The sequence below is a fragment of the Bradyrhizobium sp. CCGUVB14 genome (assembly GCF_024199935.1).
Taxonomy (GTDB): domain Bacteria; phylum Pseudomonadota; class Alphaproteobacteria; order Rhizobiales; family Xanthobacteraceae; genus Bradyrhizobium.
In genome coordinates, this window is the sequence record NZ_JANADS010000001.1 from 5,246,301 (window position 1) to 5,271,835 (window position 25,535).

Here is a 25,535-nt window from a genome sequence, read left to right on the forward strand (position 1 = left end):
CATTGCTGCTGAGAATTCGAATCGATAAGAACTGGCTCGTTGCGCGTCTCGCGTCGTGCAACGAGCCGGAGCGTGGATTGAGGGCGTATCGAACCTCTCGATCTCGCTCCGGACGAACCCTCCCAGGCAACGCCATCGGTTGCCGCGGCGCCTGCGCCGATCGACGTCAGGCGCTGGAGCCTGTTTCGATCCGGAGAATTTCACATGAAGTTTTTTCTGTCTGGACTGGTCGCGATCGGACTTGCGATCGTAACTACTCCGTCGTCGTTCGCCGCCGACGCTCGCAACGTCACCGTCGTCAACGAGACCGGCTATGCCATCAAATTCCTCGGCTTCAACGCGCCGGACGATGGCTTGGACGAATGGGACAACGAGCTGGACAAGGTTTTGCAGAACCAGGCCTCGACCTATGTCGAGTTCGAGGAGGACGATGAGGGCTGCGTTTGGAACATCCGCGTCGACTGGCAGAACTATGACGAGTCGGTGCTCTGGAAGAACGTCAACCTCTGCAAGATGACCGCGCTTCGGCTGCGCTACGACCCTGGCACCAAGACCACGTCCTTCATCGCCGAGTAATATCGGCCCGGATGGCCCGAGGAGGGGCCGGAGAGGCCCTTCCTCGATGCTTTGCGAGGGATGGCGAATTCGTCCTTTGCAAGCGCAAGCGGCTTTGTTATACGCAGCCGCGCGCGAACGACTGGTTCGCCTTTTCCTCGGTAGCTCAGCGGTAGAGCATCCGACTGTTAATCGGATGGTCGCTGGTTCGAATCCAGCCCGGGGAGCCAAATTCCGCTTCATTTTCAATTGCTTGCCGACGCTCGCTGATGCGACGCACGATGCTGCTCGCTCAATTTCTTAGTGGCGTTCCGTCCGGGCCCCGCAGAATCGCGATCAAGTGGATGTGTATGGCGGCGGCACCGCAGCCACGCCGACGGCGCCAAATCGACTTAATTCAAATCGAGCGTGATCGGGCCGGACTCTTACGGAGCTGATTCCCATGCCCGACATCCAGATCGACCGCGCCCGCCTGGCCCCCTCGATTCTGCCGGCCGACATTCCCGAATTGAGCGACGATGAGTGCCTGGCCTGTCTCGCCCGTGCGGTCGAGACCCCCGATTCGGCGCGGCTGGACGAAGTCGCGGCCCTGATCGGCCGACTCGCCGTGGCGATCGAATAGGGCATCTCGCCTCCGATACCTGCGTTGCATCGCCGTTGCTTCACCGGCCAACGGACGTGTTGCGTTTTCGCGGAGCCTGCTCCAAATATGCCGCCAACTTTCGTCCGCGGCATCGTCCGCCTTGCAGGGTCCGCAAATGTCCGGTTTCTCGACCGCGCGCCAAAAAATGGTCGATGGCCAGGTGCGCACCAATGACGTCACCGATCGCCGCATTCTCGACGCCATGCTCACGGTTCCCCGCGAGGCCTTCGTGCCGGCGAGCCGGCAGGCGCTGGCCTATCTCGACCTCGATCTCGATGTGAGCGAGGGCGGCGCCAAGCGCTTCCTGATCAAGCCGCAGCTGATCGGCAAGCTGCTCCAGGCGGCCGAGATCGGCGAAGGCGACAACGTGCTGGTCGTTGGCTGCGCCACCGGCTACCTCGCCGCGCTTGCCGCGAAGCTTGCGCACCAGGTCACGGCCACGGAGAGCGATTCGGCTTTGGCCGCGAAGGCCAAGGACGCTTTCGCCGCAATCGGGCTCAGCAATGTCACCTGCAAGGCCGCCGCCAGCGCCGAGGGCGACCCGGCTACCGCACCCTATGACGTGATCATCCTCAACGGCGCGACCGAAGTGACGCCGGACGGGCTGTTCGGCCAGCTCCGGGAAGGGGGGCGCCTGGTGGGCGTCTCGGCCGAATCCCGGCCGTCGCGGGCCATGATCGTGACCCGTACCCACGGCGAATTCGGCCATCGGCCGCTGTTCGACGCCGCCGCCCCGGTGCTTCCGGGCCTGGAACGGGCCGCCGCCTTCGTCTTCTGACCGCCGAAACCCCGTTAAAATCCCGTTCTGAATCAGAAGTGTGGCCGGGATGCTGCACGTGAAGAGTTTCCGCTGAGAACTCCCCTCAGGTAGTTCCGTTGCGCGCGGCCGCGTCCTATGTTGCTACGGGGCAACGACTCCACTTGGATACGGTAACCAGGCTCGCGGGCACGAGCCTGACGTGAGAATGAACGGATTTTCAAGGATGCATGGGGTGAAGTTCTTCACCGGAGCAGCGGTTTCGGTTCTCCTGGCGGCGATTGCCGGGCCGGCGCCTGCATTGGCGGATACGATCGAGGCCGCGCTGGTTCGCGCCTATCAGAACAATCCGCAGCTCAACGCACAGCGCGCCCAGGTGCGCTCAACCGACGAGAACGTGCCGCAGGCGCTGTCGGGCTATCGCCCCAAGGTCAATGTGACTCTCGGCACCGGGTATCAGTATCAGGATATCCAGGCGGTACAGAAGGGTCTGTCGATCCATAACCCCGACCCACTTCAGTCCAACAGCGCCGCCCTGACCGTCAACCAGACGCTCTATAACGGCAATCAGACCGCCAACAAGACGCGCGCTGCGGAAAGCCAGGTGTCAGGCGCGCGCGAAGCGTTGCGCGTGCTAGAGCAGACGGTCCTGCTGCAGGCTGCCACGAGCTACATGGACTACCTGCGGGACGCGGCCACCCTCGAAGTCCAGCGCAGCAACGTGCGCGTGCTCGAACAGACCCTCAAGCAAACGCGCGACCGCTTCAATGTCGGCGAGGTCACGCGCACGGACGTGGCGCAATCCGAGGCCCAGCTGGCTGCCGGCAAGACCCAAGCGCTCACTGCCGAATCGAATCTGACGACGACGCGCGCGAACTTCCGCCGGATCATCGGCAACGAGCCGACGAATCTTGCCCCCGGCTCGCCGGTCGATCGTTTCCTGCCCGGGACGATCGCCACCGCCGTCAGCCTGAGCCTGGTGGAAAACCCCAGCGTTACGGCCGCGATGTACGGCATCGACGTCAACTTTCTTCAGGTCAAGATCAGTGAAGGCGCGCTGCTGCCGACAGTCACGGTTCAGGCTGGTGTCAGTACGGGCTATCAGCAGACCCTGCAGGTTTTCCGAACGAATACGGCGTCCGCTATCGCGACGGCTTCCATCCCGATCTTTCAAGGCGGCGCAGAATACTCGCTGATCCGCCAATCGAAAGAGAACCTGGCGCAGCAGCGCCTGAACCTCGAAACGACGCGCGACCAGACCCGCGCCAACGTCGTGCAGGCCTGGGGCCAGCTCGAAGCCGGCAAGGCGCAGGTGCAATCGGCGCAGGCTCAGGTCACGGCGTCCGAGATTGCGCTGAACGGCGTGCGCGAAGAGGCCAAGGCCGGTCAGCGCACCACGCTCGACGTCCTCAACGCCCAGCAGGCTTTGGTGAACGCGCGCGTCGCGCTCGTCACCGCGCAGCACGACCGCGTGGTCGCGTCCTACTCCGTGCTCAGCGCGGTCGGCCGCCTTGCACCGCAGGTGCTTGGCCTCAGCACCACCGTCTACGATCCGAGCGTGCATTACCAGCAAGTCCGCGACAGCTGGGTCGGCGTGCGCACGCCTGACGGACGCTAAGTCCCGTAGTCCTCCGGTCGGCCTCGCAAACAGACGAGTCCGACCGGTGCTTTGCTTGCAATCATCAAAAGCCCTGACATAGCCTTGCCAAGAAGCTGCGGGTCGATTCGTCCCGCATCCAATGTTGCATGCGTAATGCTTGAGTGACGGGGCAGGGGCGCGCCGCCTCACGTTGAGCCGTGATCTGGGGACAAGTCTGGCTGTCGCGACGAAAATGTCGGGGCACACATCCGGAACCGGCCAATCCTGTCGTGCTTGGTGTAAAACAACGCATGCGAGGGCGTTGATGATGTGGAGTCGGAGATGACGCAGCCTGCAAAGGTCACAGAACCCTCCATGGAGGAGATTCTGGCCTCGATCCGGCGCATCATTGCCGACGATGAGGCGAAGCCGCCGCCAGCAGAGGCTGCCAAGCCCGCGCCGGCGCCCGCCGCTCCCGCACCGAAGCCGCAGGCGATGGCCGACATTCCGCCGTCCAAGGTCGCGCCTGCAAAACCGGCTGCCGAGAAGCCCGTACCACCTCCGGCTGCGAAGCCTGCTCCGGCGCCGCCACCGCCTCCCGCGCCCGCAGCGGATGCTGGCCCCAATAGCCAGGACGACATCGACGCGCTGCTGGCAGGGCTCGATACGGCCACGGCTGCGCCCGAGATTCGTGCTCCGGAACCTGAACCCGAGCCCGAACCCGACGTGCTCGAATTGACCGACGAGATGGCGATGGATCCGGAGCCGACACCGGCGCCGCCGCCGCCGAACTTCCGCAGGGTCGAGCCGCGCGACGATCTCGAATTCGCCGAAGCGCCGCCGCCTCGTTCGACACCCGCGCCGTCCTATGCGCCGGTGGATTTCGACGCGCCGCCGCTGCCGCCGCAGCAGCCGATTCTCGCCCAGTCGACCGTCTCGGCAGTCGAATCCGCTTTCAACTCACTGGCCCACACGGTGCTCAGCAGCAATGCGCGGACGCTGGAGGATCTGGTCAAGGAGATGCTGCGGCCGATGCTGAAATCCTGGCTCGACGACAACCTGCCGGGCCTTGTCGAACGCATCGTGAAGGCCGAAATCGAGCGGGTCTCCCGCGGCGGCCGTTAAACGGGGGCCGCCCGGCCCCGATAAAGCCCTGCTCCTGCGTCATAGTCGACCTGCCGGTCGGGCCGGAAAGCCCTTTTGCCGCTGAGCTTTCCGTTGACTTGAACCCCGCCCACGGCTTTCTAGCGCCCCATGATCGAGAAAAACTACCAGCCCGCCGATATCGAAGCCCGCATGTCCGTCGTGTGGGAGGACAGCCTCGCGTTCAAGGCCGGTCGTCCCGACCGCCGCGACGCCGTGCCCTTTACCATCGTGATCCCGCCGCCGAACGTGACGGGCTCGCTGCACATGGGCCACGCCCTCAACAACACGCTCCAGGACATCCTGTGCCGCTTTGAGCGCATGCGGGGTCGCGACGTGCTGTGGCAGCCCGGGACCGACCATGCCGGTATCGCCACCCAGATGGTGGTCGAGCGGCAACTGATGGAGCGCCAGCAGCCCGGCCGACGCGAGATGGGCCGCGAGAAGTTTCTCGAGCGGGTCTGGCAGTGGAAGGCCGAGAGCGGCGACACCATCATCAACCAGCTCAAGCGCCTCGGTGCGTCCTGCGACTGGTCGCGCGAGCGCTTCACCATGGACGAGGGCCTGTCCAAGGCCGTCATCAAGGTGTTCGTCGAGTTGCACCGCGACGGCCTGATCTACAAGGACAAGCGGCTGGTGAACTGGGACACCAAGCTCTTGACCGCGATCTCCGATCTCGAAGTGCAGCAGACCGAGGTGAAGGGCCACCTCTGGTATCTGCGCTATCCGATCGAAGGCAAGACGTTCAATCCCGAGGATCCCACGACCTTCATCGTGGTCGCAACGACGCGGCCCGAGACCATGCTCGGCGATACCGGCGTCGCCGTGCATCCGGAGGATGAGCGCTACCAGAAGCTGGTCGGCAAGAACGTCGTCCTGCCGCTGGTCGGCCGCAAGATCAAGATCGTCGCCGACGACTATTCCGATCCGGAAAAGGGCTCGGGCGCGGTGAAGGTGACGCCGGCGCACGACTTCAACGATTTCGAGGTCGGCAATCGCCACGGCCTGCGCCGCATCAGCGTGCTCGACAAGGAAGGCTGCCTCGATCTCGTCGACAACGAGGACTATCTGAAGGGCCTGCCGGAAGGCGCCTCGCAGTTCGCCGAGGAGTTCAACAAGGTCGACCGCTTTGCTGCGCGCAAGCGCATCGTCGAGCGGCTGGAGAGCTTCGGCTTCGTCGAGCGCATCGAGCCGCACACCCACATGGTGCCGCATGGCGACCGCTCCAACAGCGTGATCGAACCGTACCTGACCGATCAGTGGTACGTCGACGCCAAGACGCTCGCGAAGCCCGCGATCGCGGCGGTGCGTTCGGGCGAGACCTCGTTCGTCCCGAAGAACTGGGAAAAGACCTATTTCGAGTGGATGGAGAACATCCAGCCCTGGTGCATCTCGCGCCAGCTCTGGTGGGGCCATCAGATCCCGGCCTGGTACGGTCCCGACGGCAAGGTGTTCGTCGCCGAGACCGAGGAGGAGGCGATCAGCCACGCGCTTGGCTATTATGTCGAGCAGGAAGTCATCACGGCCGAGCAGGGCCGCGAGATGGCGCTCGACCGCAACAAGCGTGAAGGCTTCATCACCCGGGACGAGGACGTGCTCGACACCTGGTTCTCCTCGGCGCTGTGGCCGTTCTCGACGCTCGGCTGGCCCGAAGACGCGCCCGAGGTGAAGCGCTACTATCCGACCAACGCGCTGGTGACCGGCTTCGACATCATCTTCTTCTGGGTTGCCCGGATGATGATGATGGGCCTGCACTTCATGAAGGAGGTGCCGTTCTCGACCATCTACATCCACGCGCTCGTCCGTGACGAGAAGGGCGCCAAGATGTCGAAGTCGAAGGGCAACGTCATCGATCCGCTCAACCTGATCGACGAATACGGCGCGGACGCGCTGCGCTTCACGCTGGCTGCGATGGCGGCACAGGGCCGCGACATCAAGCTCGCCACCAGCCGCGTCGAGGGCTATCGCAATTTCGCAACCAAGCTCTGGAACGCGTCCCGCTTCGCCGAGATGAACCATTGCGCCGTGCCCGAAGGTTTCGAGCCGGCGAAGGCCAAGGAGACGCTGAACCGCTGGATCGCGCATGAGAGCGCGCACACCACGCGCGAGGTGACCGAGGCGATCGAAGCCTATCGCTTCAACGATGCCGCCGGCGCGATCTACCGCTTCGTCTGGAATGTCTATTGTGACTGGTATGTCGAGCTCGCCAAGCCCGTGCTGCTCGGGCCGGACAGCCCTGCCAAGGACGAAACCCGGGCCATGGTCGCCTGGGCGCGCGACGAGATCCTCAAGCTGTTGCATCCCTTCATGCCCTTCATCACCGAAGAGCTGTGGGAGGTGACGGCCAAGCGCGACGGCCTGCTCGCGCTGGCGCCATGGCCGCTGAAGCCGTCCGGTCCGACGCCGGAGCAGCTTGCGATGCTCGCGGCTGCGGCCGGACCGACCGATCCGCTGATCTCGCCTGCCTTTGTCATGCCGATCTTCGACCATGCCGACTTCAGCGATCCCAAGGCGGAAGCCGAGATCGGCTGGGTGATCGACCTCATCACGCAGATCCGCTCGGTGCGTGCCGAGATGAACATTGCGCCAGCGACCTTGACGGCGCTTGTGCTCGCCGGCGCCTCGGCCGAGACCAGGGAGCGTGCGCCGCGCTGGACCGACGTCATCAAGCGCATGGCGCGGCTGTCGGACATCTCCTTCGCCGATCGAGCCCCTGACGGTGCCGTGCAGCTCCTAGTGCGTGGCGAGGTGGCAGCGCTGCCGTTGAAGGGCGTGGTCGATTTCGCCGCCGAGCGCACGCGTCTCGACAAGGAGATCGCGAAGGCCGACGCCGACATCAAGCGCGCCGAGTCGAAGCTGGCGAATGAGAAATTCGTCGCCAACGCGGCCGAAGAGGTCGTCGAGGAGGAGCGCGAAAAGCGCGAGGCGGCGCTGGCCCGCAAGGCCAAGCTGCTCGAGGCGCTGGAGCGGCTGAAGCAGGCGTCCTAAACCGATTTCGGGAACGGCTTGCTGAGGAATTTCGAGCCCTTGACGCCATAGCGCCAGGGCAGCTCGACGGCCTTGGTGATGCCGATCCGGATGCCGGTTGCGACCGCGACATCCTCTGTCCGCGCATGCAGCGCGATCGGCGGACGGTCCAGCGGCAGGGTGTTGTGCGCGATGGTGATCCCGAGCGCCTCGGTCAGCTTACCCGGGCCCGAGCACAGCGCGTGCACATCGACCGCGTGGCGGCGGCGGCGCATTGCGGCGAGGCCATGCGTCGGCTCCAGCGCACGGATCAGCACGGCGGCGGCCGAGCCTTCCTCCTCGCAGACGAAGTTGACGCACCAATGGATGCCGTAGGAGCGGTAGACATAGGCAAAGCCGGGCGGGCCGAACATGATCTGGTTCCGAGGCGTCGGGCCGTTGTAGGAGTGCGCCGCAGGCTCGGTATGATGATAGGCCTCGACCTCGACGATGATCCCGCCGACGCCGTCGACCAGCATGGTGGCCCCGATCAGATCGGGGGCGACCTCACGGACGCTGCGCGCGAAAAAGGCACGCTTCAGCGCCTTGCCAAGCCGCGGTGTGGAAGTCTTCGAGGTTGGAGCCATTCGAGGTGAGAATCGCCTGAGAACAGAGCAGGATATTGCCCATATCTGCCATGTTCCCTGAAGCGGCGCGAGCCGGGTTGCGGCAGGCAACCAGACCGACTAGGTAGGACCTGAACAGACCGGACAGATCATGGTCGTTATTGTCGATACCATCACGAACCCGTTGCGCCCGCGCCACCCCGAAAAGGTGAACCGCCCCGATTCCGCTTCGCCGCCGAAGCCGGACTGGATTCGCGTGCGTGCCCCCAATACCCGCGGCTATGCCGACACCCGCAACATCGTGCGCGCCAACGGCCTGCACACGGTATGCGAGGAGGCGGGCTGCCCGAATATCGGCGAGTGCTGGGACAAGAAGCACGCGACCTTCATGATCATGGGGGACACCTGCACCCGGGCCTGCGCCTTCTGCAACGTCAAGACCGGCTTGCCCAACGCGCTCGATGCGGCTGAGCCGCAGAACGTCGCCGAGGCCGTCGCCAAGCTGGGCCTCGCCCACGTCGTCATCACCTCGGTCGACCGCGACGATCTCGCCGACGGCGGCGCCGAGCATTTTGCCCAGACGATCCGCGCGATCCGCGTGGCCTGTCCCTCGACCACGATCGAGATCCTGACGCCGGACTTCCTGCGCAAGGAAGGCGCGCTGGAGGTCGTCGTGGCCGCGCGGCCCGACGTCTTCAACCACAATCTCGAGACCGTGCCGTCGCGGTACCTGACGGTGCGACCGGGCGCGCGCTACTTCCACTCGATCCGGTTGTTGCAGCGGGTCAAGGAGCTCGATCCCACCATCTTCACCAAGTCCGGCATCATGGTCGGCCTCGGCGAGGAGCGCCACGAGGTGCAGCAGGTGATGGACGATCTGCGCTCGGCCGACGTCGACTTCCTGACCATCGGGCAATATCTCCAGCCGACCCGCAAGCATCATGCCGTGATGCGCTACGTGCCGCCGGACGAGTTCTCGTCCTACGAGAAAGTTGCCTACACCAAGGGCTTCCTGATGGTGTCGGCGAGCCCGCTCACCCGTTCGTCGCATCATGCCGGTGAGGACTTTGCGAGACTGAAAGCCGCGCGGGCAGCTCACGCCCGCTGAACCGCTATGCCAAAATTTTCGAGCAAGCGCCGTGTCAATCACAGCGCGCCCAAGATGTTTGATCTGGTCGCCGACGTCGAGCGCTACCCGGAATTCGTGCCGCTGTGCAGCGCGTTGAAGATCCGTCAGCGCATGGCAAAACCCGACGGCACCGAAGTGCTCGTCGCCGACATGACGGTGTCGTTCAAGCTGGTCAAGGAATCCTTCACGAGCCGCGTGACGCTCGATCGCGCCAATCTGAAAATCCTGGTCGAATATCTGCAAGGTCCGTTCAGCAATCTCGAAAACCGCTGGACGTTCGAGCCCAAAGGCGACGATGTCTGCGACGTCGGCTTCTTCCTCGCCTATGAATTCAAGAGCCGCATGCTGGCGATGCTGATGGGCTCGATGTTCGATGCCGCGTTTGCGCGCTTCTCCACCGCGTTCGAAAAGCGGGCCGATGCGGTCTACGGCCGGCCGAAGCTGGCGTCGTCCTGATCAATCCACCGCCTTCACCACATCCGGCGGCTGCGAGGCGTAATACGCCGCGGCCGCTTCGATCTCCTGCGGCGTCATCGCGCGGGCGATGTTGCGCATCTGCTGGCTGATGTCGTTACGACGCTCGCCTGAGGCAAACGCCTGGAGCTGCGCTTTCAAATAGGCCTCGGATTGTCCCTCCAGCCAGGGGCTGCCGGTCTTGTTGTCGAGGCTGCCATGGCAGGCGCCGCAGGGCGCGATGCCCCGCAGCGGTGCGCCGTAGATGACGATGTTGGGCTTGGGCAATTGCGGCGTCGGGTGATAGGCCGGAAGCCGCGGCAGATAGGCGTAATAGTTTGAAAGGTCGGCGATTTCATCGTCCGTCAGATTAACGGCGAAGGGTGACATCACGGCATTGCTGCGCGCGCCGGCGCGGAAATCGTGCAGCTCCTTGTAGATCACGGCGGCATATTGGCCGGCGAGGTTCGGCGAATCCGCGCGGCTGATGCCGGTCGGGCCGTGACAGATCGCGCAACGCTGCGCCAGCGTGGCGCCGCGGCCGATCGCCTCCTGGCTGGGGCGTGACAGCGTGTGCGAGGTCAGCACGACTTCCGACAGGCGTTTTGCCTGCTCCGGGGCCGTGACGCTCGCCGCGCGCTGTGGCACCCCGGCGGCACTGCAGATCGCGTCCCAGACGTTTGCAAACTCAACCCAGGGCTGGGCGAGGGGCAGCACGATGAAGCCCGCGATCGCGGTCACGATCAGGATCGCGACGGTGATGCCGACGCCCCGCGTGAAATGAGGATTGTTGAAGGTGAAGAGATCGCGGGTGCTCATCACTGCGCTCCCACATAGACGGCCGGCACAGAGGTGCCCGCCGTGGTCGCGAGGTTGAGGATCGGATAGCCGTAATTGGTGATGGTGAGCGCGATCATCAGCGCCACCCACAGCGCGTGCGTGTTGAGAGCGACCGGCACGGTCGTCGGTTGGTGCACCGCGACCGCAAAGCGATAGGCGCCCGCGTCAGCCTGCGGGGCACGCATGCCGCGGGCGAGGATCACGATGAACATGATGCCGGAGGTCAGGAGGATGAAGCCGCCGATCGCCGAGAAGGTCACCGAGAGCGCTTGCGGCGCGATGGCAGGATCGCCGAAGTCGAAATAGGCCATGCGGCGCGGCATGCCGAGAATGCCGACCCAGTGCCACGGGAAGGTCGTGACGATCATGCCGACGAACCAAAGCCAGAGCTGGGTGCGGATCAGGCGGAGGTCGATCAGCTCGCGGCCGGTCAGATGCGGCCACAGATCATAGGCGATCGCAAAATACATGATCACGATGGCGCCGCCGAAGATCAGGTGGAAATGGCCGGTGATCCACTGCGTGTTGTGGATCGATGCATCGAGCTGATAGCTCATGTTGATGAGCCCGCCGGCGCCGCCGAAGCCGAGCATGACGAACGAGAACGCCAGCGCCAGCATCATCGGATTGTCCCAGGGCAGGGCCCTGATCCAGCCGAACATGCCGCGGCCGCCGCGCAAGCGTGCTGCGATCTCGACCGAGGCGCAGATCGTGAACACGGTCAGCAGCGTGGGCAGCGCCACCAGCGCCGTGAAGGCCGAATGGATGAACTTGAAGCCGGCGCCGACCTGCGGATCGGCGAAGGTATGGTGTATGCCGATCGGCATCGCCACCACCAGGAACAGGATGAATGCGATCCGCGCCATGGTGTCGGAATAGACCCGGCCCCCGATCGCGCGCGGCACGATGGTGTAATAGGCGATGTAGGTCGGCATCAGCCAGAAATAGACGATGGCGTGCAGCGTCCAGGAGAAGAAGATACGGGCGAGGCCGGCATCGATCGTGTTCTTCAGCCCCGCCGCGACGGGGATGATCTGGAGCAGCAATTCAAGCGCGGCGCCGACGGCGGTCCAGGCCCACAGATATGAGCCCGCGACGTTCGCATACATCGCGAGCGGTACCGTCGCCCCGGGATGGGCCTTGCGCCAGACGCGCAGGTTGATCGACATCAGTGCGACCCAGATCCATGAGCCGACGACGACCAGCACGACGCCGAGATAGTAGAAGAGATTGCCGATCAGCGGCGGATAAAACGTGTAGAGCACGGAGGCGCGCCCCAACGCGATCGGGATCACCGCCATCACGCTGCCGAGGACGATCAGCCAGAAACCGGCCCAGGCCCAGCGCACGCCGACCAGCCGCTGCTCCAGCGCGGACTCGCTGATGGCATAGCCAAAGCCCATCGCGACCAGGGTCGGGAACACATAGCCCATCACCGTGCCATGCGCGGTCAGCGAGCGGTAATAGAGCTCGGGGTTGGAGAGCCAGGTGCCGATCGGGCTGCGGATGAACATCTGCCAGGCGCCGAGCGTCAGCGCCACGCCGAACACGGCGAAAGCAAACCAGAAATGGGCGAGAATGAGCTTCCTATTGACCAACACAGCTCAGCCTCCCGCCGGCCTTCGCGCGGGTTGCGAAGTCGGTCTTGTCGATCACCTTGACCTTGCCCCACATGCCCTCATGGCCGAAGGAGCAGAACTCCTGGCAGGGCATCAGATAGTCGCCGGTCCTCGTAAAGCGCATCAGCTGCTCGGAGACGTAGCCCGGCACCAGCATGGTGTTGACGTTGGTGCCCTGGATCAGGATGCCGTGCACGACGTCGGCGCTGGTGGCGCGCAGCGTGATCGGCGTATCCACGGGCACCACGATGCAGGCCGGCGTGAAGGAATATTGCTGGCCGATCGCGCGCACGGTGACATTGCCGTTGGTCTCCAGCACACTGCCGAGATTGCTCTCGACGAACTCGCCGGACAGATGAATCCGCGACGGATCGGTGGTCTCGACGCGCGGCTGCGGCATCGTCGCCTGATGGATGCCGGCGAACGCCGCCAGCAGCGCCATGCCCACGATGATGATCACGGCAATGGCGGCCCAGCGCCGCTCGACGCGGGCCGCGACCTCGACGCTGCGATGCGTGTCCTCCGCGCTCATTGCAGCGGTCCCCGCGGCAGGAAGACGAACAGGTAAAAGGCAAGCCACATCGCGACCACGCAGGCCGTGGCGATACCGGCCAGCACGATTGCGCCTGACGGGCCTTGCGCGACCACTTCCTCGACGGCCTGGTCGGCGGCGGCTGGGCTGGTCGGCGGATCGGAGTTGAACATGACGCCTCTCAGTTCAGCGGTGCGGAGCGCAGCTCGTTGGCCTCGCGCGCCGAGACCGGCGTGCCGCGATTGCCCCAGGCGGTGCGGATGTAGGAGACGACGGCGGCGACCTCGTTGTCGGAGAGGAGGCCCGCGAAGGGCGGCATGCCGTAGGGCATCGGATTGCCCTTGGTGCCCGGCGGATAGCCGCCATTGAGCACCATGCGGATCGGATTGACCGCCGACTGCATCTCGATCGACTGGTTGTTGGCAAGCGGCGGCCAGTGCGGCGGCTTGCCTTCGCCCTGCGCGCCGTGACAGCTCGCGCAGTTCTTGTCGTACACGGTCTTGCCGAGGCTGATCAGCAGGCTGCTCTCGGTATTCGGCAAGGCCGTGCTTGTCGGCGGCGGCGACGAGCCTTCCGCGATGCCCTTAAGATACACCGCCATCGCCTTGGTGTCGGCGTCGTTGAGGTATTGCAGGCTGTTGTGCACGACCTCGGCCATCGGGCCGTAGACCACGCCGCGCGCGGAGACGCCGGTCTGGAGCAGATCGGTGATGTCCTTGATGCTCCAGTCGCCGAGGCCGGCCTCGCGGTTCGAGGTGAGCGAGGGCGCGTACCAGTTCTGCATCGGGATCAGGCCGCCCTTGAAGGCGTCCGACTGCGAGGTGCCGCCCAGCGCGTTGATCGGCGAATGGCACATGCCGCAATGGCCGAGGCCTTCGACCAGATAGGCACCGCGATTCCATTCGGCCGATTTGGTCGGATCGGGCTTGAACTCGCCTTCGCTGAAGAACAGCGTGCGCCATCCCAAGATGAGCTGGCGGTTGTCATAGGGGAAGCGCAGCTCGTGCGGCTTGTTCTTCTGGTTCACCGGCGCAATCGAGCGCAGATAGGCGAAGATCGCGTCGCTGTCGGCGCGTGTCACCTTTGTGTAGGAGGCGAACGGCATCGCCGGATAGATCAGCCCGCCATCCGGGAAGCGGCCGCTGTGCATGGTCCGATAAAAATCGTCCGCACTCCATTTGCCGATCCCGGCCTCCGGGTCCGGCGTGATGTTGGAGGTGTAGATCGTGCCGAACGGGGTCGGCATGGCGCGACCGCCGGCGAACAGGCGGCCTTCGGGGGCGGTGTGGCAGGCGGTGCAATCACCGGCGCGCGCGAGATATTCGCCGCGCGCGATGATGTCGCTTGTTTTATCCTGGGCCGGCGCCGGCGTGGTGAACGCGGCGAGAGCGAGGATTGCGATCGACAGTTTCGAGCCCATCATCCGCCTCGTCAGTTGGGCTGGCTGCCGCAGCCGAACGGCAACGCGTAGGTGCCTTTCGCAACGGGTGCAGGATTTGCGGGGGCAGGGCGCGTCGCAAGCCAGGCCGCGACCGCGGTAACGTCGGCCTCGGTCAGATGGCCGGCAACGAGCTGCATGCAGTCGGGCGATTTCGCCGTGCGGGTGCCGTAGCGCCATGCGCCGAGCTGGGCGCTGACATAGGCGGCGCGCAAGCCGAGCAGGCCGGGGATGCCGGGCTGCATGCCCGTGAGTCCCGGCCCGTGGCAGCTCACGCACGCCGGTATGTTACGACCGGCATCGCCGCTGGTCGCGAGCAATTCGCCCTGCGCGAGGACTTCCTTGCTGACCTCGCTCGGCACCGGCTGCGGCAGTGGCGGGTGCTCGCCGGCAAAATACTCCGCCATCGCCTCCAGATAGGGATCGGGCAGAAACTCCAGCAGATAGTTCATCGGCGGGTATTTGCGCCGGCCACTGCGGAAGGCGAGGAGCTGGTTGTAGAGATAGCCGGCCGGCTTGCCGCCAAGTCGCGGGAAATAGACGTCGCTGGTGCCTTCGCCCTTGTTGCCATGACAGGGCGTGCAGGCCTCCACCCGCGCCGCCATGGTATCAGGAGGCTGGTTGGCCGTTTGCGCGGCCGCACCATCAAAGACGGCCAAAGTGAAAAGTGCAGCGGCCAGAGCCGCGTCGCGAGCGAACACGGTGTCGCCCTCCAGTGTGCTGGACCGGTTGATTCCGGATCGCAACGTAGAGCGGCATTATTGCGCCAATATTTTTCAACGCAAGATCACTTAGGGACGACGACGTTTGGTCGCGCCGCTGCATCGCACATGATGATCGATTTGGACAAATTTGCGTGCAATTTGAAAAGCAAACATGATGCTGCAGCCTCGCAGCCGCTCGTGCCCGAGCTTAGCCTCGTTGTGTCACCCTCTTTGTCAGAGGGCGCAGGGAAGACCGGGTGCGGTCGTGCGCGCGACGCTCTCGCTCACGATTATCCGCCCTGCGATGCCCTTCGCGCCGATGCGACCTGCGTCCACCACGGCTCACCCCAAATTCGTGACGATCGCGGTCCGCCCCTCTGACCGGGATGAGGTGGCGGACGCCTACTGCAAATCGGAAATTCGGTAAGGCGGAATCTTTTCGCGTGCGCGGATTGACCCGTTTGTGGGGTGTTTTGCCGACGGGCAACGCGAGGGCTGTGAAGTGCCCGCTAGCTGGCACCCAACCGTCGATTCACGCCTCGATGAGGATCGGTGACAAGTGCAGTTTGTGCCAAAATGCAGAGGAGTGACGGAACACCCCTTGTCGTGGATGGCACATCAGGACGGGCTGCATTTCGCGAGGGGGACAATTAGACTCCGAGTCGGGCGCAGGGCTTGTGTAGCGGAACCAGGAGACATGGCGCGCTGGAAGCAGTCGTGGAGCGACGACGACCTCAATCGACTCAGGAAGCTTGCAGGGACCAAGCCAATCACGATGATCGCGAAGGAGCTCGGCCGGACCACCGGAACTGTGCTCGCGAAGGCGATCGAGCAGAAGCTTCCCGTCATCCATCGGATCGCGCGAACCTCGCAAGGATCGGACCTGACCTAGACGCGGAAGTCCTGCCGATCGATTCCCGGGATTCAGAGGCAAAGATGCGCAGGGGCGCACCAGCTGCAGGAGTAATCCGACCAGATCCTGCAGGAGCTGCGCGATGACCCGCGCGTCAGCGAGCAATTGACCGTGAGTGCAAAGGTGAAGCCGTCGGATGCCGATGCGGTCAAGCAACGCGTGCTCGACCACGCGAGCGCTTTGCTTGCGGCTGCGTAGGGCGCGTCACCCCCGCGGCGACCGCGGCGTCCTGCGCTTCACGACGTGCCGGCGCGGTGAGCGGGTCACGCGCGGACGAAGTCTCGTCGCGGCGGTGGCGCGGCGGGGCTTGGCAGCGGTTTGCGGGCCGCGGGCGAGCTCCATCAGCATGCGCAGCGCCTCGACCACCGAGCGCTGGCGCACGGCGGTGCGACCGATCGCGCCAAAGCGCTGCTCGCGATGGATGATGCGGCCGTCGCGCGCGGCGGCGGCAAAATGGACGAGGCCGACCGGCTTGCCTGGGGTGGCGCCGCCGGGGCCCGCAATGCCGGTGATGGCAACCGCAAGATCGACGCCGGCACGCTCCAGCGCGCCGACTGCCATCGCAGTTGCGGTCTCCTTGCTGACGGCGCCGAAATTGGTGAGCGTGCCGGCCTCGACGCCGAGCATCGCGCGCTTGGCGTCGTTGGAATAGGTGACGAAGCCGCGGTCGATGACGTCAGAGGAGCCGGGGATGTCGGTCAGCGCGCCGGCAACGAGGCCGCCGGTACAGGACTCGGCGGTCGCGATGGTCAGCTTGCGCATCCGGCAGAGGTCGAGCAGCGAGCGGGAGAGGGCGCGTGCGTCGCTGCCGGCCATGACCTAGACGCTCCAAGTCTTTTCGTTAAATGGCAGGCGGATGGTGGCGCTCGCGGTGGCCGCGATGCCTTCCTCGCGGCCGGTGAAGCCGAGCCGCTCGCTGGTCGTCGCCTTCACCGCGACGCGGGAGACATCGACGCCGGAGATCTCGGCGATGCGCGCGCGCATGACGTCACGCAACGGGCCGATCTTCGGCCGCTCGCAGATCATGGTGACCTCAAGATTGGCGATGCGGCCGCCGCGCGCCGTGACGCGCTCGATGGCGTATTTCAAGAACTGGTCGGAGGAGGCGCCCTTCCACTTCGCATCGCTCGGCGGGAAGTGCGAGCCGATGTCGCCGTCGGCGAGCGCACCGAGGATCGCGTCGACCAGCGCATGCAGGCCGACGTCACCGTCGGAATGGGCCAGGAAGCCCTTCGTGTGCGGCACGCGCACGCCGCAGAGCATGAGGTGGTCGCCTTCGCCGAAGGCATGCACGTCATAGCCCGTGCCGGTCCTGATGTCGCCGAGCAGGCTGGCCAGGCGCGCTTCCTCGCGCACGAAATCTTCGGGAGTGGTGAGCTTCATATTGGCAACATCGCCTTCAAAGGTCGCAACCGTCAATCCCGCCCATTCGGCGATCGCGGCATCATCGGTGAAATCGCTTCGTCCGTCCTTTGCCGCGCGACGATGCGCTTCGAGGATGACATCGAAACGAAAGGATTGCGGCGTCTGCGCGATTCGCAACGAAGCCCGATCGGGCGTGTCCGCGACATTGCCGTCCGCGCTCGTGACCTTGATCGTGTCGGTGACGGGGACGACGGGGATCGCCGCACCCGTGCGGCTTGCCGCCTCGATCGCCCGCGAGATCACGCCGGCCGAGACGAAGGGGCGCGCGGCGTCGTGAATCAGGACGATGTCGGGCTTGTGCTTTGCCAGCGCTTCGAGGCCGGCGAGCACCGAGGCCTGGCGCGTCGCGCCGCCATTGGTGGGTGCCTCGTGCTTCAGACCTGCGACCGCTGCCGTGAACATGGCGCTGTCATCCGGGTTCACCACCGGCTGCACGGCGAATACGTCAGCGTGGGTGCTGAAGGCTTCCATGGCGCGGTAGATCACAGGCACGCCGCCGATCTCACGATATTGCTTCGGCCCGCCGGCGCCTGCGCGCAGGCCACGACCGGCCGCGACAAGAACAACTGCAGTGCGCTGTGATTTCGCCATAGGACTCAAATATTCAGCTGTTAGGGGATGCGTCGGGCGTGGGGTGATTGCCGGCATGCCTCTAGCACGGCAGGCCCGCAAAAAAAGGGGGTTTCCCCGGATTGTGGGATTCAGCATTTTGCTGCACTGCACTTGAAAGATTTGCAGAACTGTCTAAACTGTAGGCATGACGCTTGACTGCACAAGAATTGTGCGCAAGATAGGCCATGGCAGGCGCGATGAGGCCCTGTCCACTCAACGAGACCCCTGTGACCGGCTCGGCAAGATCAGGCTCTAAGCCGTTGAAAATAGGCGATATTGAAATCGCCACCCCGGTCTTCCTGGCACCGATGTCGGGAGTGACGGACTCACCCGTCCGGCGGTTGGCCGCTGAGCTTGGGGCGGGTCTGGTCGTCTCCGAAATGACCGCCAGCGATGAGCTCGCCAATGGGCACCGGATGTCGCGGTTGCGCTGCGAAGCAACCGGGGTCGGGCCGCATGTGGTCCAGCTCGCCGGTTGCGAGGCGCATTGGATGGCGGAGGGCGCCCGGATCGCCGAAGCCGAGGGCGCCGACATCATCGATATCAACATGGGCTGCCCGGCCCGCCACGTCACCGGCGGCCAGTCCGGCTCGGCCCTGATGCGCGATCTCGATCACGCCGTCAGCCTGATCGAGGCGACGATATCAGCCGTGAAAGTCCCCGTGACGCTGAAGATGCGGCTCGGCTGGGACGACCGCACCCGCAACGCGCCGGAGCTCGCCCGTCGCGCGGAGGCTGCCGGCATCAAGCTCGTCACCGTGCATGGCCGCACGCGCTGCCAGTTCTACAAGGGCGAGGCCGATTGGGATGCGATCCGCGCGGTGCGCGAGGCCATCTCCATTCCGCTCGTCGTCAACGGCGACATCACCACTTACGAGAAGGCGCTCGCGGCGCTTCAGGCCTCCGGCGCCGATGCCGTGATGATCGGCCGCGGCGCGCAGGGCCAGCCCTGGCTGCCCGGCGAGATCGGCCGGCGCCTGAACGGCGGGTCAGCTGAAGCGACGCCGTCGCTCGCAACGCAGCTGCATTATGTCCGCACGCTCTATGAGGGCGTCTGCGCGCTCTATGGCCTGCGTGTTGGCCTCAAGCATGCGCGCAAGCATCTCGGCTGGGCGCTCGACGTCGCGGCAGACGCGAGCGGCGCGCCGATCGAGACGCTGAAGGCCTGGCGCCAGAAGATCCTCACATCCGAAGATCCGGGCCTCGTCCACCAGTCGCTGCAGGATGCCTTCGACGATTTCGCATGGAGCGCCGCTGCATGAGCTCAGCCGCTGACTATCGCCGGCCGCTTCCGTCCGAGAGCGACGCGATCCTGGACGCCTTGCCCAATCCCGTGCTGATGATCGGGCCGGACGGCAAGATCGTCGCCGCCAATATCGCGACCGAAGCCTTTTTCGATATCTCGACGCAGTTCCTGAAGCGGCAGGCTCTGAAAGAGCTGGTGCCGTTCGGCAGCCCCTTGCTCGCGCTGATCGATCAGGTGCGCTCGTCGAATTCGCCGGTCAACGAATACAAGGTCGATCTCGGCACGCCGCGCATGGGCGGCGACCGCCAGGTCGATCTGCATGTCGCGCCGCTGACCGAGCGGCCCGGCCACATCGTGGTGATGCTCCAGGAGCGCTCTATCGCCGACAAGATGGACCGGCAGCTCACGCATCGCAGCGCCGCCCGTTCAGTGATCGCGCTGGCCGCGATGCTGGCGCACGAGATCAAAAATCCGCTCTCCGGCATCCGCGGCGCGGCGCAATTGCTGGAGCAGCAGGCGTCCTCCGAAGACCGCATGCTGACGCGCCTGATCTGCGACGAGGCCGACCGCATCGTGACGCTGGTCGACCGCATGGAGGTGTTCGGCGACGAGCGGCCGGTGGTGCGCGGTCCCGTCAACATCCATTCGGTGCTCGACCACGTGAAGCGGCTGGCGCAGTCGGGCTTTGCCCGCAACATCCGCTTCATCGAGGACTACGATCCCTCGCTGCCGCCCGTGCTTGCGAACCAGGACCAGCTGATCCAGGTGTTCCTCAATCTGGTGAAGAATGCCGCCGAAGCGCTGATCGACGTCCCCGACGCCGAGATCCAGCTCACCACCGCGTTCCGCCCCGGCGTGCGCCTGTCAGTCCCCGGTCAAAAATCCCGGGTATCCCTGCCGCTGGAATTCTGCGTGAGGGACAATGGACCAGGCGTGCCGGACGACCTTCTGCCCAATCTGTTCGACCCCTTCGTGACCACCAAGCAGACCGGCTCTGGCCTCGGTCTCGCGCTGGTCGCGAAGATCGTGGGCGATCACGGGGGCATCATCGAATGCGAGTCTCAGCCGCGCAAGACCACCTTCCGCGTGCTGATGCCGATGTATTCCACATCGGTCAAACACGCTGATCACAGCAGTCGCGACGGCTCTGCCGGGAAGTCGTCGTCTGCATCACAGGGGGCAAAATGAGGATTAACGATGCCCGCAGGTAGCATTCTCGTAGCTGATGACGACACCGCCATCCGCACGGTTCTCAACCAGGCACTTTCCCGGGCCGGGTATGAAGTCAGGCTGACCGGCAATGCCGCGACGCTGTGGCGCTGGGTCAGCCAGGGGGAGGGCGATCTCGTCATCACCGACGTGGTGATGCCGGACGAAAACGCCTTCGACCTGTTGCCGCGGATCAAGAAGATGCGGCCGAATTTGCCGGTCATCGTCATGAGCGCGCAAAACACCTTCATGACGGCGATCCGCGCCTCCGAGCGCGGCGCCTATGAGTATCTGCCGAAGCCCTTCGACCTGAAGGAGCTGATCGCCATCGTCGGCCGCGCACTCGCCGAGCCCAAGGAGCGGGTCGCGACGCCGGACGAGGACGCCGAGATGGAGGCGATCCCGCTGGTCGGCCGTTCGCCGGCGATGCAGGAAATCTACCGCGTGCTCGCGCGGCTGATGCAGACCGACCTCACCGTCATGATCACGGGCGAGTCCGGCACCGGCAAGGAGTTGGTGGCGCGCGCGCTGCACGATTACGGCAAGCGCCGCAACGGCCCGTTCGTCGCGGTCAACATGGCGGCGATCCCGCGCGACCTGATTGAATCCGAGCTGTTCGGCCATGAGCGCGGCGCCTTCACCGGCGCCAACACGCGTGCATCAGGCCGGTTCGAGCAGGCCGAGGGCGGCACGCTGTTCCTCGACGAAATCGGCGACATGCCGATGGAGGCGCAGACCCGCCTGCTGCGCGTGCTGCAGCAGGGCGAATACACCACGGTCGGCGGCCGCACGCCGATCAAGACCGACGTGCGCATCGTCGCGGCCTCCAACAAGGATCTGCGCGTGCTGATCCAGCAGGGGCTGTTCCGCGAGGATCTGTTCTTCCGCCTCAACGTCGTGCCGCTGCGCCTGCCGCCACTGCGCGAGCGCATCGAGGATCTGCCGGATCTCGTGCGTCACTTCTTCTCGCTCGCCGAGAAGGACGGATTGCCGCCAAAGAAGCTCGACGCGCTGGCGCTGGAGCGGATGAAGCAGCACCGCTGGCCCGGCAACGTACGCGAGCTCGAGAACCTCGCCCGGCGCCTTGCCGCGCTCTATCCGCAGGACGTGATCACCGGCTCCGTCATCGACGGCGAGCTGGCGCCGCCCACGGTCAGCCCGGGTGCGGCGGTCCAGCAGGGCGTCGACAATCTCGGTGGCGCGGTGGAGGCCTATCTGTCGTCGCACTTCCAGGGCTTCCCGAACGGCGTGCCGCCGCCGGGCCTCTATCACCGCATTCTCAAGGAGATCGAGGTGCCGCTGCTGACGGCCGCGCTTGCCGCCACCCGCGGCAATCAGATCCGGGCCGCCGACCTGCTCGGTCTGAACCGCAACACGCTGCGGAAGAAGATCCGGGATCTCGATATCCAGGTGTATCGGAGCGGGGGTTAGTCCTCGCGACCAACGCTCAACGCATTCGCGCGGAGTGGCTCAGCTCCCCCTACCAAAGGTGAGCTGAGCCTGTCCGGATCGCGCTGGCCTGTGTGGCTGACGCGGTGAGCAGAAGTCCGAATCGGGCCGAAATGTTCCGCTGGAACGTTTGAATTTGTCGTTCGGCCGCAGGGCGCGGCGTCGCACCTATCGGATCAGGCGCGCGACGACCGGCTGCATGTTGGCCATCTCCGCCGTCTGGTCCTGCCTGCTGGGGCCATTGACCAGCAGGTCCGACGCCACGATCAGCAGCAGCACGGCCGACACCATTATCGCGAGAAATATCCTGTCCATGCCGGGTCAAGCCGGAACGGCCCGATTCTGTTCCGGGGGAATTGACCAGCATCCGCCTGTGGATGCGCCCGTCCGCCGCGGGTGAGACGCCGCGGAATTGTCGCAATTCGGCAACTATTACGGGTTTAGAGCAATTTCAACGGCTTACCAGAGGCCGGTTTTACCAGTTTCGCTGTCCGTTCCCAAGATTTACCGAGCCGCCCTCCACAACTGTTCTCCGTTTGCCTACTTCACGCGCTTGATCTTGGCACGGCGCTCGGCAATCCGTTCGTCAGCGTACCGGATGCGCTCTCTGCCGCGACCTTCGAGATAGGTCTCCAGCTTCGCCGTCGCGGTCTCACTGAGCTGCACCTTGCTGGCCTGCTTCACGTAGAACATCGCCATCTTCGGGCTCTTATGGCCGAGCACGGCCATGATCTCGGACACGGAGCAACCGGCCAGCGCCAGCTCCATGCCAGCGTTCTTGCGCAGGCCGTGCATTGAGTAGTCCGGTAACTTGAGCTTCTTCTGTACGAGGTGGCGAATCGCTGTCCCGAGCGTCCCCGCGTGCTTGTAGGGGCGCTTCCAGCAATTGGTGAAGATGTAGACCGGATCATGCCGGGGCATCGTGTCGAGCATCTGCTTGAAGGGGGCGGGGCAGGTAAGCCAGATGCGTTCGCCGGTCTTCTGTTGGACGACATTGATGCGCTTGCCGTCATAGTCGTCCCACTGCATGTCGACGAGATCACTGCCGCGCTGACCGGTATAGCGGAGCCCGCTGATGATCTCGACGAGATGGCGCTTGGCCTTGGCGATGGCCGCGTCATAGACGTTCTCGGGCCATGCCAAGATACCGACGCCGTCGTGCTCATAGTGATGGATCGCGCCAAGCGTCGGACACAGCTTGTCACCCGGCTTGAACTCGGCGAAGCGCTTGGCGAAGCGCCAGAGATTGGTGATCAGGCTGCGCTGCTGGTCTGCGGCGGCGCCGCCATGTTGGTCGGCAATCTCGCTGGTGTAGATATCGACGCTGCGCTGGTTGAAGTCATGCAGCATGCCGGTGCCCAGCTTCTTCTTCATCACATCCAGGGCGAAGCCGTAGTTGTATTGCGTCCCGGATGAGAGCTTGAGCAGGCCGAACTCGGACGTCTTGTATTTATCGATGAACCAGCCGACCGAGCCGGGCCGGAACACGACCTTGGCGTCGATCGTGTAGTCGCGCGGGTTCTTCCAGCGGCCGAGCTGATCCTTGGAGCGCGGCGCAGGGCGCGGCTGTTTCGCAGCTCGCAGGAGCGGGTCATAAGCGTCGGCGAACTCTTGCGACGCTTCGTCATCCGGCAAGCGCGTCAGCTTGCCGGTGCGAGGCATGCGGAAGTAGACATAGACCGTGCCGTTCGCCTGCGGCTGGCGGTACAGATACTGCCGCTTCCCGTCCTTAGCCTTCTTCGCCATCGGTGATCCCCAGTAGTTCGTCGATCGTGTTGCGCGGCTTGATCGGCTGGCCGCCGCGTTTCAGTTCCTCAAACGCATCGTCAAGGTCTTGCCGATCCCAGATCGTCATGCCCTTGACCTTCGTCGGCGCCGGCATCGCGCGCTCCTCGACGAGCCGCAGGAAGCTGCTCCGCCCCATGCCGACGTACAGCGCGGCCTGTTCGAGCCGCATCCCGCGCGGCGGATAGGAAGTCTCGATTTTCTTGGTGCCCATGCTCCTGATGGGGTCTAGCAGCGCGGCTTGGCCGCAGGATTGGTGACGTCATGGTTCGGCCTTCGGCTTGATGCCAAGGCGCTGCAAAGTCAGTTCAACGGCCTGCGTCGCGGCGCTAGTGGCGATGCCTTCCAGCCTCGTGGTGGGTTGATCGGGCGACTGGAGCCGGTGAACCATTTCGGCATTGAGGGAGCGCCCGTTTCGGCGCGCTTCGGCCCCCAGCTTGCGATGCAAGCCCTTAGGGATGCGGAGGTTGACCTGCACAACGTCTCCGGCTTTTTCGGTCACCAGCGCCTCCAGACTCCATTCAGTACCATATTGGTACCATTGGTTTGACTGGTACCAAAATGATTTTTGGAGTTATCGACCGGGAACCGCACCCTTTGCATCGTTTCTCGCGGACTCGCAACTTCGCAGATGATATCTTGAGTGTGTCGTTCACACCTTGAGGGAAAGGGTTTCGTCATGACTACCGACGCCCGCGTTTGCGTCCAGACGCGCTTCGACGATCAGATGATTGCGCAGATTGAGCGATATCGGCGAAGTCTGCCGCGCATCCCGCCGATGACGGCGGCGATCCGCGCTCTGGTATCGGAGGGCTTGAAAGCCATCGAGAACGAGGCTGGAAAATGACGACAAAGCCCCCGGCGCTTCCATCGCCGAGGGCTCCGGTCGAAGATAATCGCAGCAGGAATAGTGATCATCTAATTGATCGGCGTGCCTCGACGCAAGTCAGCATTCCAACCGAAATTGCCCACATCGGCGCGATCTGGCGTTCGCCGCGCGACAAGAGCACCTGCATCCAGGGCGCGCTCAAGACCTACAATTCGAATCCCTATTTCGACTTGCGCCTGTTCGAGCTGGATCATGCCGGCCGGATGCGGCCGACCTCGAAAGGCATCACGGTCTCGCCGCAGCGGCTGATGCAGCTCGCCAAGCTCGTCGGCGATGCGGCGCGGACAGCCGCGCGGCTCGGACTGATCCCGGGGTCGTCGGCATGAGCACCAGGTCAATCAGCGCAACGGACGCAACGGGACAGCGTCGATGGGTTGAGGCATTTGCAAAGGTGGCGTTGCCAGAGAAGTACCCCGCGCGCGCCATTGCGCTGGCAATGGTACTGATCGAGCTGCACTTCAATCGGAAGACAGGTCTGTGCAATCCCGGGTACCCGCTACTCGCTGCCGAGCTGGGCTGTACTGAGCGCACCGTGATGCGCGCCGTCAACGATTTGGAGACGGCTGGATGGATCAAATGTCGTGCTCCCGGTCAGCACGAGAATGTCGAGTTCACCTTTACGATCCCAGCGCAGTCAGAGGTGACAACTGCTGTCACCTCTGACCGGGCTCCAGAGGTGACACAAAACGGCACCAGAGGTGACAACTGTTGTCCTCCCTTTAATGATGAACACTTGAACACTGGGAATCGACGTCCCCAATTCCATCCGAGGCCGGGGTTGCACATGCTCTCTCAAAACGAGGCGAGGAGCCGGGCGGCAAATGAGCTGAGGCGGAAATGGCAGCGTCCATCCGAGAGCCTCACTGCGGCAAGCAGCTAGCTCGGTGCAGCGGCGTGATGGTAGCCCGGCGCCTCAAGGCGTCCGGGCGGACGTCACGAGACGTGTGTCATTGGCGCGCTTCATGTGCGCGCACATCAAGCTTGCCATCGTCAACGTCATGGCAACTGACTGACAGGCGCCAACGAACAAGATGATAGCCGCA

28 protein-coding genes and 1 tRNA gene are annotated in these 25,535 nt (G+C 64.5%); 16 read left to right on the forward strand and 13 right to left on the reverse strand.

Annotated features, from left to right (window positions below; all coding sequences use genetic code 11):
- The first annotated feature begins 204 nt into the window (after window positions 1–204).
- The 7 genes from NLM32_RS24340 to NLM32_RS24370 all read left to right on the forward strand — a co-directional run bounded on the left by NLM32_RS24340 (window position 205) and on the right by NLM32_RS24370 (window position 7,665).
- Window positions 205–576, forward strand: coding sequence for a hypothetical protein (locus NLM32_RS24340; protein ID WP_254131399.1), 372 nt, complete (start codon window positions 205–207; stop codon window positions 574–576).
- A gap of 134 nt (window positions 577–710) precedes the next feature.
- Window positions 711–785: transfer RNA gene (locus NLM32_RS24345), tRNA-Asn, on the forward strand.
- 212 nt (window positions 786–997) lie between these two features.
- A complete protein-coding gene (locus tag NLM32_RS24350) occupies window positions 998–1,177 on the forward strand; it encodes a hypothetical protein (protein WP_254131400.1) in 180 nt (59 codons plus the stop codon).
- 136 nt (window positions 1,178–1,313) lie between these two features.
- Complete coding sequence (locus NLM32_RS24355) at window positions 1,314–1,976, forward strand: protein-L-isoaspartate O-methyltransferase (protein ID WP_254131401.1); 663 nt, start codon at window positions 1,314–1,316, stop codon at window positions 1,974–1,976.
- Between the two features lie 205 nt (window positions 1,977–2,181).
- Window positions 2,182–3,573: a TolC family outer membrane protein gene (locus NLM32_RS24360; RefSeq protein WP_254135405.1), complete on the forward strand. Its 1,392-nt coding sequence runs from the start codon at window positions 2,182–2,184 to the stop codon at window positions 3,571–3,573.
- A gap of 303 nt (window positions 3,574–3,876) precedes the next feature.
- A complete protein-coding gene (locus tag NLM32_RS24365) occupies window positions 3,877–4,659 on the forward strand; it encodes a PopZ family protein (protein ID WP_254131402.1) in 783 nt (260 codons plus the stop codon).
- Window positions 4,660–4,788: 129 nt separating this feature from the next.
- A complete protein-coding gene (locus tag NLM32_RS24370; protein ID WP_254131403.1) occupies window positions 4,789–7,665 on the forward strand; it encodes a valine--tRNA ligase in 2,877 nt (958 codons plus the stop codon).
- Here the strand turns inward: NLM32_RS24370 and NLM32_RS24375 are convergent.
- Window positions 7,662–8,270, reverse strand: coding sequence for a DNA-3-methyladenine glycosylase (locus tag NLM32_RS24375; RefSeq protein ID WP_254131404.1), 609 nt, complete (start codon window positions 8,268–8,270; stop codon window positions 7,662–7,664). The two genes, NLM32_RS24370 and NLM32_RS24375, sit on opposite strands and share 4 nt — an antisense overlap.
- A gap of 130 nt (window positions 8,271–8,400) precedes the next feature.
- Between NLM32_RS24375 and lipA the strand changes: the two genes are divergently transcribed.
- Window positions 8,401–9,357, forward strand: a complete 957-nt coding sequence (gene lipA, locus NLM32_RS24380) for a lipoyl synthase (RefSeq protein WP_254131405.1) — start codon at window positions 8,401–8,403, stop codon at window positions 9,355–9,357.
- Between the two features lie 6 nt (window positions 9,358–9,363).
- Entirely contained in the window at window positions 9,364–9,834 is a 471-nt protein-coding gene (locus tag NLM32_RS24385) for a type II toxin-antitoxin system RatA family toxin (protein ID WP_254131406.1), read from the forward strand.
- Here NLM32_RS24385 and NLM32_RS24390 read toward each other — a convergent pair whose 3' ends face one another.
- The 6 genes from NLM32_RS24390 to NLM32_RS24415 are packed head-to-tail and all read right to left on the reverse strand — an operon-like array spanning window position 9,835 to window position 14,961.
- Entirely contained in the window at window positions 9,835–10,650 is an 816-nt protein-coding gene (locus NLM32_RS24390) for a cytochrome c (protein WP_254131407.1), read from the reverse strand.
- Window positions 10,650–12,272 carry a b(o/a)3-type cytochrome-c oxidase subunit 1 gene (locus NLM32_RS24395; protein ID WP_254131408.1) on the reverse strand — a complete coding sequence of 541 codons (1,623 nt, stop codon included), beginning with the start codon at window positions 12,270–12,272 and terminating at the stop codon, window positions 10,650–10,652. The genes NLM32_RS24390 and NLM32_RS24395 overlap by 1 nt, the downstream gene beginning before the upstream one ends.
- Window positions 12,259–12,822: a cytochrome C oxidase subunit II gene (locus tag NLM32_RS24400; RefSeq protein WP_254131409.1), complete on the reverse strand. Its 564-nt coding sequence runs from the start codon at window positions 12,820–12,822 to the stop codon at window positions 12,259–12,261. The genes NLM32_RS24395 and NLM32_RS24400 overlap by 14 nt, the downstream gene beginning before the upstream one ends.
- Complete coding sequence (locus NLM32_RS24405) at window positions 12,819–12,995, reverse strand: hypothetical protein (RefSeq protein ID WP_188103317.1); 177 nt, start codon at window positions 12,993–12,995, stop codon at window positions 12,819–12,821. Before NLM32_RS24405 ends, NLM32_RS24400 begins: the two co-directional genes overlap by 4 nt.
- A gap of 8 nt (window positions 12,996–13,003) precedes the next feature.
- Window positions 13,004–14,242 (reverse strand): cytochrome c, encoded by a 1,239-nt coding sequence (locus tag NLM32_RS24410; RefSeq protein WP_254135406.1) that lies wholly within the window; start codon window positions 14,240–14,242, stop codon window positions 13,004–13,006.
- An 11-nt stretch (window positions 14,243–14,253) separates the two neighbouring features.
- Window positions 14,254–14,961, reverse strand: coding sequence for a c-type cytochrome (locus NLM32_RS24415; RefSeq protein ID WP_254131410.1), 708 nt, complete (start codon window positions 14,959–14,961; stop codon window positions 14,254–14,256).
- 700 nt (window positions 14,962–15,661) lie between these two features.
- On the opposite strand from NLM32_RS24415, the gene NLM32_RS24420 reads away from it, so the two are divergent.
- On the forward strand, window positions 15,662–15,856 hold the full coding sequence (locus NLM32_RS24420) for a hypothetical protein (RefSeq protein ID WP_254131411.1): 195 nt from the start codon (window positions 15,662–15,664) through the stop codon (window positions 15,854–15,856).
- Window positions 15,857–16,081: 225 nt separating this feature from the next.
- Here the strand turns inward: NLM32_RS24420 and NLM32_RS24425 are convergent, their stop codons facing one another.
- Together NLM32_RS24425 and NLM32_RS24430 are read right to left on the reverse strand one after the other, a co-directional pair.
- On the reverse strand, window positions 16,082–16,693 hold the full coding sequence (locus tag NLM32_RS24425) for a CinA family protein (RefSeq protein ID WP_254131412.1): 612 nt from the start codon (window positions 16,691–16,693) through the stop codon (window positions 16,082–16,084).
- Between the two features lie 3 nt (window positions 16,694–16,696).
- On the reverse strand, window positions 16,697–17,893 hold the full coding sequence (locus tag NLM32_RS24430; RefSeq protein ID WP_254131413.1) for a bifunctional 2-C-methyl-D-erythritol 4-phosphate cytidylyltransferase/2-C-methyl-D-erythritol 2,4-cyclodiphosphate synthase: 1,197 nt from the start codon (window positions 17,891–17,893) through the stop codon (window positions 16,697–16,699).
- 281 nt (window positions 17,894–18,174) lie between these two features.
- Here NLM32_RS24430 and dusB point away from each other — a divergent pair, with 281 nt between their 5' ends.
- The 3 genes from dusB to ntrC are packed head-to-tail and all read left to right on the forward strand — an operon-like array spanning window position 18,175 to window position 21,800.
- Window positions 18,175–19,176 carry a tRNA dihydrouridine synthase DusB gene (dusB, locus tag NLM32_RS24435; RefSeq protein WP_254131414.1) on the forward strand — a complete coding sequence of 334 codons (1,002 nt, stop codon included), beginning with the start codon at window positions 18,175–18,177 and terminating at the stop codon, window positions 19,174–19,176.
- Entirely contained in the window at window positions 19,173–20,348 is a 1,176-nt protein-coding gene (locus tag NLM32_RS24440; protein ID WP_254131415.1) for a nitrogen regulation protein NR(II), read from the forward strand. The genes dusB and NLM32_RS24440 overlap by 4 nt, the downstream gene beginning before the upstream one ends.
- Before the next feature lie 9 nt (window positions 20,349–20,357).
- The gene (gene ntrC, locus NLM32_RS24445) at window positions 20,358–21,800 is read left to right on the forward strand and encodes a nitrogen regulation protein NR(I) (RefSeq protein ID WP_254131416.1); all 1,443 of its coding nucleotides are present in this window, start codon (window positions 20,358–20,360) and stop codon (window positions 21,798–21,800) included.
- 186 nt (window positions 21,801–21,986) lie between these two features.
- On the opposite strand, the gene NLM32_RS24450 is transcribed toward ntrC, so the two are convergent.
- The 4 genes from NLM32_RS24450 to NLM32_RS24465 form a co-directional block, all read right to left on the reverse strand.
- Window positions 21,987–22,133 (reverse strand): hypothetical protein, encoded by a 147-nt coding sequence (locus tag NLM32_RS24450; protein WP_254131417.1) that lies wholly within the window; start codon window positions 22,131–22,133, stop codon window positions 21,987–21,989.
- A 225-nt stretch (window positions 22,134–22,358) separates the two neighbouring features.
- Window positions 22,359–23,564, reverse strand: coding sequence for a tyrosine-type recombinase/integrase (locus NLM32_RS24455; protein ID WP_254131418.1), 1,206 nt, complete (start codon window positions 23,562–23,564; stop codon window positions 22,359–22,361).
- Window positions 23,548–23,817 (reverse strand): AlpA family transcriptional regulator, encoded by a 270-nt coding sequence (locus NLM32_RS24460; protein ID WP_254131419.1) that lies wholly within the window; start codon window positions 23,815–23,817, stop codon window positions 23,548–23,550. The genes NLM32_RS24455 and NLM32_RS24460 overlap by 17 nt, the downstream gene beginning before the upstream one ends.
- 48 nt (window positions 23,818–23,865) lie before the next feature.
- The gene (locus tag NLM32_RS24465; RefSeq protein WP_254131420.1) at window positions 23,866–24,105 is read right to left on the reverse strand and encodes an Arc family DNA-binding protein; all 240 of its coding nucleotides are present in this window, start codon (window positions 24,103–24,105) and stop codon (window positions 23,866–23,868) included.
- Between the two features lie 177 nt (window positions 24,106–24,282).
- Here NLM32_RS24465 and NLM32_RS24470 point away from each other — a divergent pair, with 177 nt between their 5' ends.
- From NLM32_RS24470 to NLM32_RS46380, 3 genes are read left to right on the forward strand one after another with little or no spacing between them, the layout of a single operon-like run.
- A complete protein-coding gene (locus tag NLM32_RS24470; RefSeq protein ID WP_254131421.1) occupies window positions 24,283–24,450 on the forward strand; it encodes a hypothetical protein in 168 nt (55 codons plus the stop codon).
- Entirely contained in the window at window positions 24,447–24,818 is a 372-nt protein-coding gene (locus NLM32_RS24475) for a PC4/YdbC family ssDNA-binding protein (RefSeq protein ID WP_254131422.1), read from the forward strand. Before NLM32_RS24470 ends, NLM32_RS24475 begins: the two co-directional genes overlap by 4 nt.
- Window positions 24,815–25,372, forward strand: coding sequence for a helix-turn-helix domain-containing protein (locus NLM32_RS46380; protein WP_375143570.1), 558 nt, complete (start codon window positions 24,815–24,817; stop codon window positions 25,370–25,372). Before NLM32_RS24475 ends, NLM32_RS46380 begins: the two co-directional genes overlap by 4 nt.
- The last annotated feature ends 163 nt before the right edge of the window (window positions 25,373–25,535 follow it).

Coding starts and splice junctions, on each gene's coding strand:
- NLM32_RS24410 (WP_254135406.1), bottom strand. CDS start 14,242: ATGGGCTCGAAACTGTCGATCGCAATCCTCGCTCTCGCCGCGTTCACC.
- NLM32_RS24385 (WP_254131406.1), top strand. CDS start 9,364: ATGCCAAAATTTTCGAGCAAGCGCCGTGTCAATCACAGCGCGCCCAAG.
- NLM32_RS24430 (WP_254131413.1), bottom strand. CDS start 17,893: ATGGCGAAATCACAGCGCACTGCAGTTGTTCTTGTCGCGGCCGGTCGT.
- NLM32_RS24340 (WP_254131399.1), top strand. CDS start 205: ATGAAGTTTTTTCTGTCTGGACTGGTCGCGATCGGACTTGCGATCGTA.
- NLM32_RS24470 (WP_254131421.1), top strand. CDS start 24,283: ATGACTACCGACGCCCGCGTTTGCGTCCAGACGCGCTTCGACGATCAG.
- NLM32_RS24450 (WP_254131417.1), bottom strand. CDS start 22,133: ATGGACAGGATATTTCTCGCGATAATGGTGTCGGCCGTGCTGCTGCTG.
- NLM32_RS24420 (WP_254131411.1), top strand. CDS start 15,662: ATGGCGCGCTGGAAGCAGTCGTGGAGCGACGACGACCTCAATCGACTC.
- NLM32_RS24405 (WP_188103317.1), bottom strand. CDS start 12,995: ATGTTCAACTCCGATCCGCCGACCAGCCCAGCCGCCGCCGACCAGGCC.
- NLM32_RS24460 (WP_254131419.1), bottom strand. CDS start 23,817: ATGGGCACCAAGAAAATCGAGACTTCCTATCCGCCGCGCGGGATGCGG.
- lipA (WP_254131405.1), top strand. CDS start 8,401: ATGGTCGTTATTGTCGATACCATCACGAACCCGTTGCGCCCGCGCCAC.
- NLM32_RS24475 (WP_254131422.1), top strand. CDS start 24,447: ATGACGACAAAGCCCCCGGCGCTTCCATCGCCGAGGGCTCCGGTCGAA.
- NLM32_RS24350 (WP_254131400.1), top strand. CDS start 998: ATGCCCGACATCCAGATCGACCGCGCCCGCCTGGCCCCCTCGATTCTG.
- NLM32_RS24390 (WP_254131407.1), bottom strand. CDS start 10,650: ATGAGCACCCGCGATCTCTTCACCTTCAACAATCCTCATTTCACGCGG.
- NLM32_RS46380 (WP_375143570.1), top strand. CDS start 24,815: ATGAGCACCAGGTCAATCAGCGCAACGGACGCAACGGGACAGCGTCGA.
- NLM32_RS24360 (WP_254135405.1), top strand. CDS start 2,182: ATGCATGGGGTGAAGTTCTTCACCGGAGCAGCGGTTTCGGTTCTCCTG.
- NLM32_RS24370 (WP_254131403.1), top strand. CDS start 4,789: ATGATCGAGAAAAACTACCAGCCCGCCGATATCGAAGCCCGCATGTCC.
- NLM32_RS24440 (WP_254131415.1), top strand. CDS start 19,173: ATGAGCTCAGCCGCTGACTATCGCCGGCCGCTTCCGTCCGAGAGCGAC.
- NLM32_RS24375 (WP_254131404.1), bottom strand. CDS start 8,270: ATGGCTCCAACCTCGAAGACTTCCACACCGCGGCTTGGCAAGGCGCTG.
- ntrC (WP_254131416.1), top strand. CDS start 20,358: ATGCCCGCAGGTAGCATTCTCGTAGCTGATGACGACACCGCCATCCGC.
- NLM32_RS24355 (WP_254131401.1), top strand. CDS start 1,314: ATGTCCGGTTTCTCGACCGCGCGCCAAAAAATGGTCGATGGCCAGGTG.
- NLM32_RS24425 (WP_254131412.1), bottom strand. CDS start 16,693: ATGGCCGGCAGCGACGCACGCGCCCTCTCCCGCTCGCTGCTCGACCTC.
- NLM32_RS24365 (WP_254131402.1), top strand. CDS start 3,877: ATGACGCAGCCTGCAAAGGTCACAGAACCCTCCATGGAGGAGATTCTG.
- NLM32_RS24400 (WP_254131409.1), bottom strand. CDS start 12,822: ATGAGCGCGGAGGACACGCATCGCAGCGTCGAGGTCGCGGCCCGCGTC.
- NLM32_RS24455 (WP_254131418.1), bottom strand. CDS start 23,564: ATGGCGAAGAAGGCTAAGGACGGGAAGCGGCAGTATCTGTACCGCCAG.